Consider the following 14,289-nt stretch of genomic DNA (forward strand, 5'->3'; position numbering starts at 1 on the left):
GAACACGGACGGAGGTGCGAACGACGGTGAACCCTGCGCTATTGGGCTCGCTGGTGGCCGCCGTGCTGGTCGCGGCCATCGCCCGGCATCACAAACTGTCCGCGCCGCTGGTCCTGGTGATCGCCGGTCTGCTGGTCGGGCTGATTCCGGCGGTGCCCGACATCGCGCTGCGGCCCGACCTGGTGCTGTTCGTGATCCTGCCGCCGTTGTTGTGGTCGGCGGGACTGGAGAGTTCGTTCATCAACATGCGCCGCAACCGCCGTTCGATCATGCTGCTGGCGGTCGGCCTGCCGCTGGCCACCACCGTCGCGGTCGGTGTGGTCGCCTACTACACCGTGCCCGAGTTCAGCTTGGCGGCCGCGTTGACCTTGGGTGCGATCGTGGCGCCGCCGGATGCGGTCTCGGCGACCGCGGTCGGCCGCCGGCTCGGGCTGCCGCGCCGGATCATGACGCTGCTGAGCGGGGAGAGCCTGCTCAACGACGCCACCGCGCTGACCGTCTACAAGATGGCGCTGGCCGCGGCGATCGGCGCCGCGACCGGCTGGGGCACCGGGCTGGCGATATTCGTGCTGTCTGCGGTCGGTGGTGTGGTGGTGGGGGTGGTCTTCGGGGCGCTCATCGTGGTCATCCGGGCCCGGTTGACCGATCCGCTGGTGGAAAGCGCGGTCGGGTTGGTCGCCCCGTTCGTCATCTACCTGGTGGCCGAGGAGGTGCGCGGCTCCGGGGTGCTCGCGGTGGTGGTCGCCGCATTGATCCTCGGGCAGCGTTTCACCCGCGCCCACTACGCCACCCGGCTGCAGGACCAGGCGGTCTGGCGAGCGGTGCAACTGGTGCTGGAATCCTTGGCGTTCCTGCTGATCGGCCTGCAACTACCGACGGTGGTGCAGAACCTGCGCGGGGTCCGCTTTTCGAGTCTGACCCTCGCCTCGCTGGCCGTCTTCGCGACGGCGCTGGCGGTCCGCGTGGTGTGGGTGGTGACGTTCTCCTACCTGCCGCGGATGCTGTCCGCACGGATCCGGCAACGCGAGCCCGCCCCCACACCCGGACAGGTGTTCATCCTGGCGTGGGCCGGGATGCGCGGCGTGGTGTCATTGGCGGCCGCCTTCGGTGTGCCGGCGGCGACGCTGGCCGGTCAGCGGTTCCCGGGCCGCCCCCAGCTGGTGTTTCTCACGTTCGTCGTCGTCGTCGGCACCTTGCTGCTGCACGGGATGACGCTGCCCTGGCTGATCCGGCGGCTGGGGGTCCGCACCGACCAGGACCGCAACGACGCGATCGCGGCGGCCGCCGCGCAGGACAAAGCGGCCCGTGCCGCCGCCGACCGGCTGGATGAGGTGCTCGCCTCCAGCGAGCCGTCGCCGGCCAGCGAGCGCGCCGCCGACGCCTTGCGCACCTGGAACACCCGGCGCCGCAACGCGGCCCGCGAGCGGCTGCGCCGGTTGGATCCGGACAACGACGACAGCGACGAGACCGCCGCCGCGGCGTTTCGCCGATTGCGGCTGGAGATGCTGGCCGCCGAGCGTGCGGCGCTGATCGCCGAACGCGACCAGGGCCACATCGACGACCAGGTGCTGCGCACCCTGCTGCACCGGTTGGATCTGGAAGAGGCGACGCTGAACCTGGATTAGTTTCCGCCCCGGCGAACAGTCCCCCGCCGGCGCAACTGAATACAGTGGGTGCCATGACTGTGCTGACATCGCCGAAGACCTATGCGGGGCTGGCGGCCTTCCAAGTTGCCGACGCGGTGGCCTGCGCCATCCCGGTGCCCTACATCGCCAAAGCCCTGGACACCGTCGGGTGTCCGCAGCGGGTCCGGCCGATCCTGCCGATCGTCAAGGTCGCTTCGGCGCTCGGCCTGCTCTCGGCGCAACGGTTCCCGGTGCTGGCCCGGGTCACCACCGCCGCCTTGACGCTGTATTTCGTCCTCGCGGTGGGCGCACACCTCCGGGTCCGCGACAGCGTCGCCAACACCGTGCCGGCCGCGTCGTTTCTGGCCGTGTTCGCGGCGATGACCCTCAAGGGTCCAGACTCGCGTTAAGGCTGCCCCGGCAACAGCCGCACCATCAACCCCTGCGCTTCGGCCAGCACGGTCCCGTCGGTGTCGGTGAGCTCGGCGCTGATGAACGCCTTGCGCCCCTCCGCCTTGTCGATCCGGCCGTGCACCAGCAGCTTGGTGTCGATCGGGGTGACCTTGCGGTAGTCGACGTGCAGGAACGCCGTCCGGCTGATCGGCCGGTTCGCGGCGTGCACCACCATCCCGAACATCCAGTCGAACAGCAGCGGCAGCACGCCGCCGTGCACCGCGGAGTTGCCGCCCACATGGAACCGGCTGAACCGCCCCTTCATCGAGACTCCATCGGGCTCGAACCGGGTGATCCGCCACGGCGGCAGCAGCAGGCTGCCCATGCCGGCCAGCGACGGCGCCCGTCCGGCCGGGGCGACCGCCTGCGACGCCGGGAACTTCTCCAGCAGCCCGACCAGCGCCTCGACGCGGTCGGCGGCGTCGTCCCAGGTGGCGCCGTCAGGGGCGGTGGACACCGCCAGATCCTGCAGGCGCCGCATCGTGGTGACGAACCGCGCGAAGCCCGGACTCGGCTCCACGACTGCGAAGTCCGGGAATCCGCCGTGGCTGGCGTAGTCGGGGTCGAGATCGGTGCCGTCTGCGCCTTCCAGGGGCCCTCGCTCGCTCATGCGCCGTTCCGCACGACGTCGCGGCGCACGATGGTCTGCTCCCGGCCCGGCCCGACACCGATGCACGAAACCTGCGCTCCGGCAATCTCTTCCAGACGCGAGACATAGTCGCGGGCGTTGGGGGGCAGCTCCTCGAACTCCCGGGCCGTGGAGATGTCCTCCCACCAGCCCGGCAGCTCTTCGTAAATCGGTACGGCGCGGGCGAATTCGTCCTGCGTCATCGGCAGTTCGTCGGTGCGCTTGCCGTCGACGGTGTAGCCGACACAGACCGGCACGGTTTCCAGACTGGACAGCACGTCGAGCTTGGTCAGGAAGTAGTCGGTGATGCCGTTGACCCGGGTGGCATAGCGGGCGATCACCGCGTCGAACCAGCCGCACCGCCGCCGGCGGCCGGTGGTCACGCCGAACTCGCCGCCGGTCTTGGACAGGTATTCACCATGCGCGTCGAACAATTCGGTCGGGAAGGGTCCCGAGCCGACGCGGGTGGTGTAGGCCTTGAGGATGCCCAGCACCGTGGTGATGCGGGTGGGTCCGACGCCGGAGCCGACGGCCGCCCCACCGGCGGTCGGGTTGGACGACGTCACGTAGGGGTAGGTGCCGTGGTCAACGTCGAGCAGCGTGCCTTGGGAACCTTCCAGCAGCACGGTCTCGCCGCGGTCCAAAGCGCCGCCCAGCACCAGCGCGGTGTCGGCGATGCGGTGCTTGAACCCCTCGGCCTGCGCCAGCAGATCCTCGAGCACCTGCTGCGGGTCCAGCGCCTTGCGGTTGTAGATCTTGACCAGCACCTGGTTCTTGAACTCCAGGGCGGCCTCGATCTTCTGGGCGAGCGTCTGTTCGTCGAGCACATCGGCGACCCGGATACCGATGCGGGCGATCTTGTCCTGGTAGCAGGGCCCGATGCCGCGGCCGGTGGTGCCGATCTTCTTGCTGCCCATGTAGCGCTCGGTCACCTTGTCGATGGCGACGTGGTAGGGCATCAGCAGGTGCGCGTCGGCGGAGATCAGCAGCCGCGAGGTGTCCACGCCGCGCCGTTCCAGTCCGGCCAGCTCGTCGAGCAGCACCCCGGGATCGACCACCACACCGTTGCCGATGATGTTGGTGACGTGCGGCGTCAGCACCCCGGAGGGGATCAGGTGCAACGCGAAGTTCTCCCCGGTGGGCAACACCACGGTGTGGCCGGCGTTGTTGCCGCCCTGGTAGCGCACCACCCACTGCACTCGTTCGCCGAGTAGGTCGGTGGCTTTCCCTTTGCCCTCGTCACCCCATTGGGCGCCGATGACGACGATTGCCGGCATGGATTCTCGCTAACTGTCTTGGCTTACTGTGGTCCAGCCGGGGTCTGAGCCTATCTGAAGCGATTCACAAGGAGAGCGTTGAACGCCACTAACGCCCCTGAAACCGCCGTTCTGCAGTTTGCCGGGCGGCCGCTGCCGCGCCCGCTGCGGGGGCTTCCGACGCTGCCGGTCGACGACGACGCAGCCCCGGTGGACGCCGCGATCGACCGATTCGGCCGGCTGGTGGTGGTAGGCGGAGACGCCGACCTGGCACGAGTGCTGACCCGGTTGCTGCGCGCGGACCGGTTAGACGTCGAGGTCGGGTACGCGCCGCCGCGGCGTACCCCAGCGACCAGGGCTTACCGGCTACCGGCCGGCTGGAGGGCGGCGCGGCGGGCCCGGCGCGGCACCGCTGGGCCGGTGCCGCTGATCCGCGACGACGCCGGGACGGCGCTGGCCGGTGCCGGGCGCTGGGTGCCGGTGGACGGCACCGTCGTGCTGCGCGGCGAGGGCATCGTCGACGACACCGCCCTGTTCGACGGTGACGTGGCCGGGGCGCTGATCGAGCCGATCGGCACCGCACCGGGGCTGCGGGCCGGGATTCCGTCGCGGCGCGGGCGGGTGCGCCGCTGGGTGACGGGCCGGGCGGCACAGCTGGGCACCACCGGTGCGCTGGTGGTGCGCGACGGGGTCTACGGCACCCGGACGGTGAAGCGGTCCACGTTTTATCGGCACATCGAGGACTGGTTGTTGGTCCGATAGGTTCACGGGGTGAATGTCAGCCCGCTGCGCGGCCAGGCCGTACGGCCCAGCCCGGTCTTCCTGGCGCTGGTGGCGGTGACCGCCCTCGGCGGTGTGCTGGCCTGGCGGGCCGCCGCCGACATCCGGCCGCTGGCCTACGCCGGGGTGTTCGTGTTCGTCATCGCCGGCTGGCTGGTCTCGCTGTGCTTGCACGAGTTCGGCCACGCCGTCACCGCCTGGCGCTTCGGTGACCGCGACGTCGAGATGCGCGGCTATCTGACGCTCAACCCCCTGCGCTACACCCACCCGGGGCTGTCGCTGGTGCTGCCGATGCTGTTCATCGCCCTGGGCGGCATCGGCCTGCCCGGCGGGGCGGTGTTCGTGCAGACCTCGTTCATGACGCCGCTGCGACGCACCCTGGTCAGTCTCGCCGGGCCGGTGACCAACCTGGTGCTGGCGGCGTTGCTGCTGAGCGCCACCCAGGCGTTCTACGACCCGGCACATCCGGTGTTCTGGTCCGGGGTGGCGTTCCTGGGTTTCCTGCAGGTCACCGCGGTGGTGCTGAACCTGCTGCCGGTGCCCGGACTGGACGGCTACGGCGCGTTGGAGCCGCATCTGAGCCCACAGACGCGCCGCGCGCTGGCGCCGTTCCAGCAGTGGGGCCTGCTGGTGCTGCTGGTGCTGCTGATCTCGTCGCCGGCGCTGAACCAGAAGTTCTTCTCGCTGGTGCTGTGGTTCTTCGACCTGTCCGGTGTGCCGCGCCTGCTGGTGTCGTGGGGGTTGAGCCTGACCCAGTTCTGGAGCGGCTGGTTCTAACGCGCAAGCCCCACCGCGCCCAGCGTGAAGCCAGGTTCACGCTCGACCGTCCAACGTGAACCTAACTTCACGTTCGGCAACGAGAGACGACATATATTTGCTAGCCATGGCCAGCGGTCACGACCACTCCCACACCGACTCCCGGTTGTCCCGGATGGTCCTCGGGGCGGTGATCCTGTCGGCGTTCTTCGCGATCGAGCTGACCACGGCGGTGGTGATCAACTCGATCGCCCTGCTCGCCGACGCCGGGCACCTGCTCACCGACCTGGCCGCCCTGTTCATGGGGGTGGCGGCGGTGATGTTGGCCCGGCGCCGCAGCACCTCGCCGTCGCGCACCTATGGCTGGCACCGCGCCGAGGTGTTCACCGCGGTCGCTAACGCGGTGCTGCTGATCGGGATGGCGACGTTCATCCTCACCGAGGCGATCCGCCGCATCGGCACCGCGCCGGATGTGCCCGGTGGGCCGATGATCGTCGTCGCGGCCGCCGGACTGATCGTCAACATCGGGGTGGCCCTGCTGCTGCGCTCGCATTCGACCCGCAGCCTCGCGGTGCGCGGCGCCTACATGGAGGTGGTCGCCGACACCGTCGGCAGCGTGGGTGTGCTGATCGCCGGTGTCGTCACGGTGACCACCGGCTGGCCCTACGCCGACGTGGTGGTCGCCGTCTTCGTCGCGCTGTGGGTGCTGCCGCGGGCGTTCGCCCTGGCCGGGGCGGCGCTGCGGATCCTGTCGGAGGCATCCCCGAGCCACATCGACGTCAACGAATTGCGCTCGGCTCTGGCCGCCGTCGACGGGGTGACCGATGTGCACGATCTGCACGTCTGGACGCTGGTGCCGGGCCAAGACATGGCCACCGCTCACCTGCGCACCGACACCGACCCCGGCCGGGTGCTCGGCCAGGCCCGCACGGTGCTGGCCGCCCGCGGCCTGACCCACGCCACCGTCCAGGTGGAGCCGCCCGGACAGGGCGGCGACTGCCCCATCGGATGCTGATGCCACGCACGGCACGTGCTCCAAAACCGGCCAGGTTCGGTCAGTAAGCTGCCATTAGCGTCAGCCGTTCCGAATCAGCCGGCGGACATTGGAGGACACAGCCACTCATGCCGAACCCACCGGAGCCGGACCGCACCGAGCCGACCGAAGACAGCGCCGCCGCTGCCGCCGAGCAGACCGACGGCGACGAACAGGTCACCGAAGTCCATCCCATCGTCTCGGCCGAGGACGACACCGCTACCACCGCCATTCCCGACGCCTCCGCCGAAGCCGAGGCTGCCGAGAAAGCCAATGCCGAGGCCGTCACCGAGGTGATCGCGACCGAGGCTGCACCCAAGGAACCCGGCCCCGCCGCGGACGGCTCGCCGGAGCGCCGGTTCACCGCGCCCGGATTCGACGCCGGTCAGACCGAGGTCATTCCGTCGGTGGGTGACGCCAGCACCGAGTTGATCGCTCGGCCGGGCGTTGAGCCCGGAAAGGCCATACCGCAACAGATTCCGCCGCGGCTGGGCGGCAAGCTGCCCGGCACCGTCTCACGCAGCTGGGGCTGGGTGATGGCGCTGATCCTGATCATTCTGGCGCTGGCCGCCGTCGCGGTGCTGGGCACGTTGTGGCTGACCCGCGATGACCGGCAGGCCGCCTCGCAGGAGGAGCGGGTCCGCGGCACCATCTCGAATTTCGACATCGCCATGCAGAACGGCGACCTCGCGGCGCTGCGCAGCCTGACCTGTGGCGACATCCGCGACCGCTATGTCAATTACGACCAGAAGGCCTGGGACGACACCTACCGCCGGATCGCGGCAGCCAAGCAGTATCCGGTGGTCGCCAGCATCGACGAGGTCGTCGTCAACGACGGGCACGCCGAAGCCAACGTCACCGCGTTCATGGCCTACGAGCCGCGGGTCCGCTCGACCCGCAGTTTCGACCTGCAGTTCCGCGACGACCAGTGGAAGATCTGCCAGTCCCACGGCGGCTAGAAACGTTCGTTGACTCTGCGCCTACGGCGGGGCTTACTCGAACTTCCCCGCCGTGGACGCAGAGTCAACGACTTAGGCCAGGCTCTTGCCGGCGCTGTGCAGGTCGTTGCAGGCCTCGATGACCCGCTCGGTCATGGCGGCCTCGGCCTTCTTGAGGTAGCTGCGCGGGTCGTAGGTCTTCTTGTTGCCGACCTCGCCGTCGACCTTCAAAACCCCGTCGTAGTTGGTGAACATGTGCGCGGCCACCGGGCGGGTGAACGCGTACTGGGTGTCGGTGTCGACGTTCATCTTCACCACGCCGTGCTGCAACGCCTCCTCGATCTCGGACTTCAGCGATCCGGAGCCGCCGTGGAAGACGAAGTTGAACGGCTTGGAGCCGGCCGCCAGCCCCAGCTTGGCCGCCGCCACCTTCTGGCCCTCACCCAGGATGTCCGGGCGCAGCTTGACGTTGCCGGGCTTGTAGACGCCGTGCACGTTGCCGAAGGTGGCAGCCAGCAGGTACTCGCCGTGGTCGCCGACGCCGAGCGCGTCGATGGTCTTCTCGAAGTCCTCCGGGGTGGTGTAGAGCTTCTCGTTGATCTCGGCTTCCACCCCATCCTCTTCGCCGCCGACGACGCCGATCTCGATCTCCAGGATGATGTTGGCGGCGGCCGCCTTGGCCAGCAGCTCCTTGGCGATGGTCAGGTTCTCGTCGATCGGCACCGCCGAGCCGTCCCACATGTGCGACTGGAACAGCGGGTTCTTGCCGGCCTTGACCCGCTCGGTCGAGATCGCCAGCAGCGGACGCACGAACCCGTCCAGCTTGTCCTTGGGGCAGTGGTCGGTGTGCAGCGCCACGTTGATCGGGTACTTGGCGGCGATCACGTGGGCGAACTCGGCCAGTGCCACCGCGCCGGTCACCATGTCCTTGACGCCGAGGCCGGAGCCGAACTCCGCGCCACCGGTGGAGAACTGGATGATGCCGTCACTGCCGGCGTCGGCGAAGCCCTTGATCGCCGCGTTGATCGTCTCCGACGACGTGCAGTTGATCGCCGGGAACGCGTAGGAGTTCTCCTTGGCGCGGCCCAGCATCTCGGCGTAGACCTCGGGGGTGGCGATGGGCATGGAACTCTCTCCTCCTGGCTGACCGAACCTGACGTCGAGTATCTCAGGAACGGTTTCCCCCGCGGCCCCCGGTATGTTGGTGCGTCATGAGCACCACCGCGGTCGCGATGCCCGGCCTGCTGGACCCGATGTACTGGCTGGGCGCCGGCGGTCTCTTCCACGGCGCGGTGCTGCCCGCCATCTTGGTGGTCGTCTTCATCGAGACCGGCCTGCTGTTTCCGCTGCTGCCCGGCGAATCGCTGCTGTTCACCGGTGGTCTGTTGTCCGCCAAGGGGCTGGCGCCCGAGATCTGGATCCTGGCGCCGGCGGTGGCGATCGTGGCGATCCTCGGCGACCAATGCGGGTACTTCATCGGCCGGCGGATCGGGCCGGCGTTGTTCAAGAAGGAAGACTCCCGCTTCTTCAAGAAGCACTACGTCACCGAGTCCCACGCCTTCTTCGAGAAGTACGGGCCGTGGGCGATCATCCTGGCCCGGTTCGCGCCGTTCGTCCGGACGTTCGTGCCGGTGGTCGCCGGCGTGTCCTACATGCGCTACCCGGTTTACCTGGCGTTCGACATCGTCGGCGGCATCGTCTGGGGTGGCGGGGTGACGACGCTGGGCTACTTCCTGGGCAACGTGCCGTTCGTGCACGAGAACCTGGAGAAGATCATCCTGGCGATCCTGTTCATCTCGATGATTCCCGCGTTCATCGCCGCCGGGAAGGCCTGGCGCAGCCGGCGCACGCCCGCGGGTGACGCTGAGTCCGCGCTCACGGCGCAAAAGTCCGAGTAGACCGCACCCCGGGCGCTGACTCACCGCAGACGGGCCGCCGCCTCCATCAGCATCCACCCCGACAGCTGCACCGACAGGTCGCGTTCGGGCACCTCGGACTCGTACACCGCACCGGCAATCGAGGTGGCCACCGCGCCGTCGGCCCGGGGCAGGTCGGCGGTGCGATCCCAGAACGCCCCGAACAGCGGCAGCCCGTCGATCGACTGCCGGTAGTCCCACGCCGATTTCGCCGACCCCAGCACCAGCTCCGCGGCGGTGTCGCGCGCCTCGGTGTCGGCGGCGGAATCCCCCGGTAGCTCGGTGGCCACCAACGCCAGATACCGCGCGGTGATCCCGGCGAACAGCCCGCCGTCACCGCCGCCGGCGCCCTTGAGCACCCCGCCGGGCGCCATCTGCTTGTGCACCGCGGCCACCAGCCGGTGCACCCGGTGCGCATGCCGCTCAGCCCGGGTACGCACCGCCAGTTCGGTCTCCAGGCCCAGCACCACGCCCTGGCAGTAGGTGTACTCCGCGCGCACCAGCGAACCGGACCGGATGCCGTCGAACACCAGCCCGGTATCCGGGTCGATCAAGGTGGCGTCGATCCAGTCGCCCATCTCGCTCGCGCGCTGCAGCCAACCGGGCTCGCGGGCCAGGAAGATCCCGGCCGGGCCGTTGGCGGGGGCATTAAAGAACGGCTCGGTGAACTGCTCGTCCTTGCGCCACGGGATGCCACCGCCGTCCTGGGGCATCCAGGAGTCGGTTAGCTCGCGGGTCAAGGTGCCCAACGCGCGATGCCGGTCGATGCCGGTGACTGCGCAGGCCCGCTGGATCGCCAGCGCCAGCCACGCCATGTCGTCGTAGTAGGCGTTGGTCCAGCGGAACATGTTGCGCAGCCGGTGGGTGCGGATCTGGCGCTTGATTCGGGTCACCCGTTGGGTTTGCGGGTCACGCAGTTGCGCGTCGACGAGGCAGTCCAGCAGGTGCGCCTGCCACCAGTAGTGCCAGTGCGGGGCGCGCCGGATCGGCGGCCAGGCCACCACTCCCAGCTGAGTGCCGGGGAGATGCCAGAGCGGTTTGAGGTGTCTGGCGGTGACAGCGGCCTCGGCGCTAGCGGCCCGATTCGCCCAGAGCAGATCCATAGCCCCAGATCCTGCCCTACGGGCTAGCTCAGCGCAGGTGGTCGACCAAGCTGCCGCCGTCGCCGAACAGCTTGCGCTGCCAGTGTTCCAGCAGCGCTGTGGTGTCCACGTCGTCGGGGTGAAAGCCGGGCTTGAGGTAGCGCAGCAGGTCGCGTAACAGCCCCTTGAAGAACGGGCCACGCAGCAGCGCACGGCTTTCGGCCAGCAGGCGAACCGGATGGCGGCGGGCCACCGGGTCGCGGGCGATCGAGATCGCCACTGCCAGCAGGGTGGCCGGAACCGTGGTGGCGATCAGGAATGCCATCACCACGATCCGAATGGGCTCGGTGCCGCCGACGGCGCGGTAGACGTCGAACGCCACCGATTTGTGCTCGAGTTCCTCCAGCGCATGCCAATTCAGCAGGTTCCACACCTCCGGTGTGCCCGGAATGGCCTGGATCTCCGCACTGGACAGGATCCGTTCGGCCAATACCGCGGTGTAGTGCTCAGCGCCGGCGGTCATGGCCAGGTGCACCCGCGGTGACATGCGTTGCTCGCGCCGACATTGCCGCTCCCGCATGGATTTCGAGTCCCGCCACGCGATCGGGTAGCCGCGATTGATGAGTTCGGCGTTGAGCCGGCGATGTTCCTGGCCGTGGGTGGACTCCTGGCCGATGAACCCCGCGGCCCGGCGCCGCAGCCGCGGGTCGGTGATCTGGTCGGTGACCCGGCGCACCGACCGGATGAACGACTCTTCGCCGGGCGGGAAGCTGCCCGACAGCTCGGCGAGGAAATGGCTGAGCACCATGTTGTCGTCGGCGAAATAGCGGCCGCTGGGCGCCTGAAACCGGAAACGGATGCGCCGGGTGGTCAGCTGGTTGTCATGCACCACATCTCCAATGCTCGCCGCTACCAAGCGTTTTCCAGGTTCCCATGCTGGGTGATCCAGGCGTGCATCACGATCCCGGCGGCGACGCCGACGTTGATGCTGCGGGTCGAACCGAACTGGGCGATCGACACCAGCACATCGGCTCCGGCACGCATCTCGTCGCTGATGCCGGGGCCTTCCCGGCCGAACACCAGTAGGCAGTCGGCCGGCAATACGGTCTGTTCCAGGCGCGCCGCCCCGGCGACGTTGTCCACCGCGACGACGGTCAGGCCGTGCTGCGCGGCGAAGTCCAGCAGTCCGGCCACGTCGTCGTGGTGGTGCAGCCGCTGGTAGCGGTCGGTGACCATGGCGCCGCGCCGATTCCAGCGCCGCCGGCCGACGATGTGCACGGTTTGTACCGCAAACGCGTTGGCGGTGCGCACTACCGAGCCGATGTTGGCGTCATGCCCGAAGTTCTCGATCGCCACGTGCAGCGCGTGCCGGCGCCGGTCGATGTCGGCGATGATCGCCTCACGGGTCCAGTAGCGGTAGGCGTCGACGACGTTGCGGTGGTCGCCGTCGCGCAGCAGCTCCGGGTCGTAGCGCGGGTCGGCGGGCGGCTCACCCGGCCACGGCCCGACGCCGTTGGCCGGCGGGAACCACTCGGTGGGGCCCGGCGGTTCAGCGAGGCTCGACGAAGGAGAGGCGAAGCTGGGACCGCCGCACGAATCACGTTCGGTCACGAGGTGGTCCACACCGCGGCGTGGGTGCCCACCACCGACACCGAGGCGTAGAGCAGCGCAGCGTTGATCTCCCCGTGCGTGCACAGCGACGTCGGGACGTGCACCGCCTTGAGCGACGCCTCGGGCAGGATCAGCACCGACGAGCCGTAGGCGAGGCAGTCCGGGCCCAGCCCGGACATCGGCGTGGCCGGCCCGGCGATCAGCATCAACGGCCCACCGCGGGCCTCCGCGTCGTCCCGGTACTGCCCGGCGAGCGCGTCGGCGGTGAGACTGAGCACCATATATCCGTTGCCGGAGAACGCTTTCGGATCACCGAGGGCGGCCGGAGCCAGCGGCACACCGTCGGTGCGATAGGCCGCCACGCCCTGGACGGTGAGCGCCAGGCCGGTGTCGTAGGGGTTCACCGGCGGCAGTCCCACCGGGAACGCCGCAGCATAGGCCACCGTGGTGTCCTTGATCCGGTCGGCTGGGGAGTAGGCGTAGATCCCGCGCACCGCGCTGCGTTCCTTCAACGGGCCCAGGCACACCGTTCCGTCCAACCGCTCGGGGTCGCGGTCCGACAGCGGTGCCGGCGTCAGCTGCCCCAGCACATCGCAGCTGCCCAGTCCCGTCGCTTCGACGGGGTGCGCCGGGGTGCCGTAGATCCCGAACCGCAGCTCTGTGGCTGCGGCGTGCGGCGCGTCACCGTCGGCGAGGCGACCCTTGACGTCGATCAGCACGTGGTCGACTTCCCAGCGCAGGTTGGTCAGCGTCATCTCCCAGCCCAGCAGGGTAAGCGCCTCCCCGATCCGGGCGCCCTGGGCGCCGTAGGGGCCGGGCGTGCCGGGACCCGAGCAGGCCGTCGCAGCGGCGACGGCCAGCGCCAGCAACGCCGCGATCAGTGTCCGCACAACCGCGCTCAGCCCAGTCCCAGCTCGGCCAGGCCGAGCACGCTGCGGTACGGCACGCCCTCGGCCTCGATGGCTTCGGCCGCTCCGGTGGCCCGGTCCACCACGGTGGCCACGCCGACGACCTGGCCGCCGGCTTCCCGCACCGCCCGCACCGCGGTCAGCGCGGAGCCGCCGGTGGTGCTGGTGTCCTCCACCACCAGAACCGGCCGGCCGGCCACCTCAGCGCCTTCGATAAGGCGTTGCATGCCATGGGTTTTCACCGATTTGCGCACCACGAAGGCGTCGATCGGCCGGCCTGGGGCGTGCATGACGGCCGTGGCCACCGGGTCTGCACCCAGAGTCAAGCCGCCGACGGCGACGTAGTCCCAGTCGTCGGTGAGCTGGCGGACCAGCCGGCCGATCAGGGCCCCGGCCCGATGGTGCAACGTGGAGCGGCGCAGGTCGACGTAGTAGTCGGCCTCGGCACCCGAGGACAGCGTCACGCGGCCGTGCACGACCGACAGCTCGCGTACCAACGCGGCCAGCTCGTCGCGTTCGCCGTTGTCAAGTGCGCCCACGGCCCCGCCCGAAGGTGTTGGTCAGCGTCCGCGACAGGCCACGCGGAATCAGCCGGCTGACCGTGGTGATCGCCTTGTACTGCAAGCCCGGAACGCTGATGACCTCGCCGCGGGCGATGTCGGCCAGGCTGGCCGCGACGACGTCGTCGACCTCCATCCACAGAAACGACGGCAGGGTGGCCATGTCGATGCCGGCGCGTTCGTGGAACTCGGTGTGCACGTAACCCGGGCAGACCACGTGGATGCCCACGCCGGTGCCGTTGAGTCCGCCGGCCAGCCCCTCGGTGAACGACACCACCCAGGCTTTGGACGCCGAGTACGTCGAGCCGCGCCCCGACAGCAGGCCGGCGACACTGGCCACGTTGATGACGGTGCCGGTGCCGGCGTCGACCATCGCCGGCAGCGCAGCCCGGGTCAGCTGCATCACCGCGGTGACGTTGACATCCAGCTGGGCCTGCAGCAGGGCGGGGTCGGCGGTCCAGAATTCCCCGGAGGTGCCGAAGCCGGCGTTGTTCACCAGCACCCGCACGCCGGCGCTCAACCGGTCGGCGACCTTGGCGCGGCCGTCGGCGTCGGCCAGGTCGGCGGGCAGCACCTCGACCTCACAACCGTGGCCGGCCCGCAGTTCGGCGGCCAGCACTTCGAGTCGTTCGGCGTCGCGGGCCACCAGGACCAGGTCATAGCCGTCGGCGGCGTAGCGACGCGCATAGCCGGCGCCCAACCCGGAGCTAGGTCCGGTGACCAGGGCCGTGGGTCGTGACATG

General features: G+C 69.5%; 16 protein-coding genes. 7 read left to right on the forward strand and 9 right to left on the reverse strand.

Features of this window, described 5'->3' with window-relative positions; all coding sequences use genetic code 11:
* Positions 1-26 precede the first annotated feature (26 nt).
* A complete protein-coding gene (locus AC5Y4Q_RS20600) occupies positions 27-1,625 on the forward strand; it encodes a Na+/H+ antiporter (protein ID WP_064924394.1) in 1,599 nt (532 codons plus the stop codon).
* A gap of 53 nt (positions 1,626-1,678) precedes the next feature.
* Complete coding sequence (locus AC5Y4Q_RS20605; RefSeq protein WP_064924395.1) at positions 1,679-2,035, forward strand: DoxX family protein; 357 nt, start codon at positions 1,679-1,681, stop codon at positions 2,033-2,035.
* Here the strand turns inward: AC5Y4Q_RS20605 and AC5Y4Q_RS20610 are convergent.
* Complete coding sequence (locus AC5Y4Q_RS20610) at positions 2,032-2,688, reverse strand: PaaI family thioesterase (RefSeq protein WP_064924396.1); 657 nt, start codon at positions 2,686-2,688, stop codon at positions 2,032-2,034. The two genes, AC5Y4Q_RS20605 and AC5Y4Q_RS20610, sit on opposite strands and share 4 nt — an antisense overlap.
* On the reverse strand, positions 2,685-3,983 hold the full coding sequence (locus AC5Y4Q_RS20615; RefSeq protein WP_064924397.1) for an adenylosuccinate synthase: 1,299 nt from the start codon (positions 3,981-3,983) through the stop codon (positions 2,685-2,687). Before AC5Y4Q_RS20615 ends, AC5Y4Q_RS20610 begins: the two co-directional genes overlap by 4 nt.
* A 78-nt stretch (positions 3,984-4,061) precedes the next feature.
* Here AC5Y4Q_RS20615 and AC5Y4Q_RS20620 point away from each other — a divergent pair, with 78 nt between their 5' ends.
* From AC5Y4Q_RS20620 to AC5Y4Q_RS20635, 4 genes are all read left to right on the forward strand, one after another.
* Positions 4,062-4,724 (forward strand): peptidase M50, encoded by a 663-nt coding sequence (locus AC5Y4Q_RS20620; protein WP_428844292.1) that lies wholly within the window; start codon positions 4,062-4,064, stop codon positions 4,722-4,724.
* 9 nt (positions 4,725-4,733) lie between these two features.
* On the forward strand, positions 4,734-5,519 hold the full coding sequence (locus AC5Y4Q_RS20625; protein ID WP_499960118.1) for a site-2 protease family protein: 786 nt from the start codon (positions 4,734-4,736) through the stop codon (positions 5,517-5,519).
* A 106-nt stretch (positions 5,520-5,625) separates the two neighbouring features.
* The gene (locus tag AC5Y4Q_RS20630) at positions 5,626-6,513 is read left to right on the forward strand and encodes a cation diffusion facilitator family transporter (RefSeq protein ID WP_125225698.1); all 888 of its coding nucleotides are present in this window, start codon (positions 5,626-5,628) and stop codon (positions 6,511-6,513) included.
* Positions 6,514-6,620: 107 nt separating this feature from the next.
* Positions 6,621-7,490: an Rv0361 family membrane protein gene (locus AC5Y4Q_RS20635; protein WP_125225697.1), complete on the forward strand. Its 870-nt coding sequence runs from the start codon at positions 6,621-6,623 to the stop codon at positions 7,488-7,490.
* A gap of 72 nt (positions 7,491-7,562) precedes the next feature.
* On the opposite strand, the gene fbaA is transcribed toward AC5Y4Q_RS20635, so the two are convergent.
* The gene (gene fbaA / locus AC5Y4Q_RS20640) at positions 7,563-8,594 is read right to left on the reverse strand and encodes a class II fructose-bisphosphate aldolase (protein WP_125225820.1); all 1,032 of its coding nucleotides are present in this window, start codon (positions 8,592-8,594) and stop codon (positions 7,563-7,565) included.
* Positions 8,595-8,680: 86 nt separating this feature from the next.
* Here fbaA and AC5Y4Q_RS20645 point away from each other — a divergent pair, with 86 nt between their 5' ends.
* Positions 8,681-9,367 (forward strand): DedA family protein, encoded by a 687-nt coding sequence (locus AC5Y4Q_RS20645; protein ID WP_064924402.1) that lies wholly within the window; start codon positions 8,681-8,683, stop codon positions 9,365-9,367.
* A 20-nt stretch (positions 9,368-9,387) separates the two neighbouring features.
* Here the strand turns inward: AC5Y4Q_RS20645 and AC5Y4Q_RS20650 are convergent, their stop codons facing one another.
* From AC5Y4Q_RS20650 to AC5Y4Q_RS20675, 6 genes are read right to left on the reverse strand one after another with little or no spacing between them, the layout of a single operon-like run.
* Positions 9,388-10,488, reverse strand: a complete 1,101-nt coding sequence (locus AC5Y4Q_RS20650; RefSeq protein WP_064924403.1) for a glycoside hydrolase family 76 protein — start codon at positions 10,486-10,488, stop codon at positions 9,388-9,390.
* A 28-nt stretch (positions 10,489-10,516) separates the two neighbouring features.
* The gene (locus tag AC5Y4Q_RS20655) at positions 10,517-11,359 is read right to left on the reverse strand and encodes a metal-dependent hydrolase (protein WP_082952803.1); all 843 of its coding nucleotides are present in this window, start codon (positions 11,357-11,359) and stop codon (positions 10,517-10,519) included.
* 17 nt (positions 11,360-11,376) lie between these two features.
* Positions 11,377-12,078, reverse strand: coding sequence for a TrmH family RNA methyltransferase (locus AC5Y4Q_RS20660; RefSeq protein ID WP_064924426.1), 702 nt, complete (start codon positions 12,076-12,078; stop codon positions 11,377-11,379).
* The gene (locus tag AC5Y4Q_RS20665) at positions 12,075-12,968 is read right to left on the reverse strand and encodes a hypothetical protein (RefSeq protein WP_064924405.1); all 894 of its coding nucleotides are present in this window, start codon (positions 12,966-12,968) and stop codon (positions 12,075-12,077) included. The genes AC5Y4Q_RS20660 and AC5Y4Q_RS20665 overlap by 4 nt, the downstream gene beginning before the upstream one ends.
* Positions 12,969-12,976: 8 nt before the next feature.
* The gene (gene pyrE / locus AC5Y4Q_RS20670) at positions 12,977-13,525 is read right to left on the reverse strand and encodes an orotate phosphoribosyltransferase (protein WP_064924406.1); all 549 of its coding nucleotides are present in this window, start codon (positions 13,523-13,525) and stop codon (positions 12,977-12,979) included.
* Positions 13,512-14,288 carry an SDR family NAD(P)-dependent oxidoreductase gene (locus AC5Y4Q_RS20675; RefSeq protein ID WP_064924407.1) on the reverse strand — a complete coding sequence of 259 codons (777 nt, stop codon included), beginning with the start codon at positions 14,286-14,288 and terminating at the stop codon, positions 13,512-13,514. Before AC5Y4Q_RS20675 ends, pyrE begins: the two co-directional genes overlap by 14 nt.
* Position 14,289: the final 1 nt, after the last annotated feature.

Source organism: Mycobacterium sp. NGS16, assembly GCF_059813225.1.

Coding starts and splice junctions, on each gene's coding strand:
- AC5Y4Q_RS20605 (WP_064924395.1), top strand. CDS start 1,679: ATGACTGTGCTGACATCGCCGAAGACCTATGCGGGGCTGGCGGCCTTC.
- AC5Y4Q_RS20610 (WP_064924396.1), bottom strand. CDS start 2,688: ATGAGCGAGCGAGGGCCCCTGGAAGGCGCAGACGGCACCGATCTCGAC.
- AC5Y4Q_RS20615 (WP_064924397.1), bottom strand. CDS start 3,983: ATGCCGGCAATCGTCGTCATCGGCGCCCAATGGGGTGACGAGGGCAAA.
- AC5Y4Q_RS20630 (WP_125225698.1), top strand. CDS start 5,626: ATGGCCAGCGGTCACGACCACTCCCACACCGACTCCCGGTTGTCCCGG.
- AC5Y4Q_RS20635 (WP_125225697.1), top strand. CDS start 6,621: ATGCCGAACCCACCGGAGCCGGACCGCACCGAGCCGACCGAAGACAGC.
- fbaA (WP_125225820.1), bottom strand. CDS start 8,594: ATGCCCATCGCCACCCCCGAGGTCTACGCCGAGATGCTGGGCCGCGCC.
- AC5Y4Q_RS20645 (WP_064924402.1), top strand. CDS start 8,681: ATGAGCACCACCGCGGTCGCGATGCCCGGCCTGCTGGACCCGATGTAC.
- AC5Y4Q_RS20650 (WP_064924403.1), bottom strand. CDS start 10,488: ATGGATCTGCTCTGGGCGAATCGGGCCGCTAGCGCCGAGGCCGCTGTC.
- AC5Y4Q_RS20675 (WP_064924407.1), bottom strand. CDS start 14,288: ATGTCACGACCCACGGCCCTGGTCACCGGACCTAGCTCCGGGTTGGGC.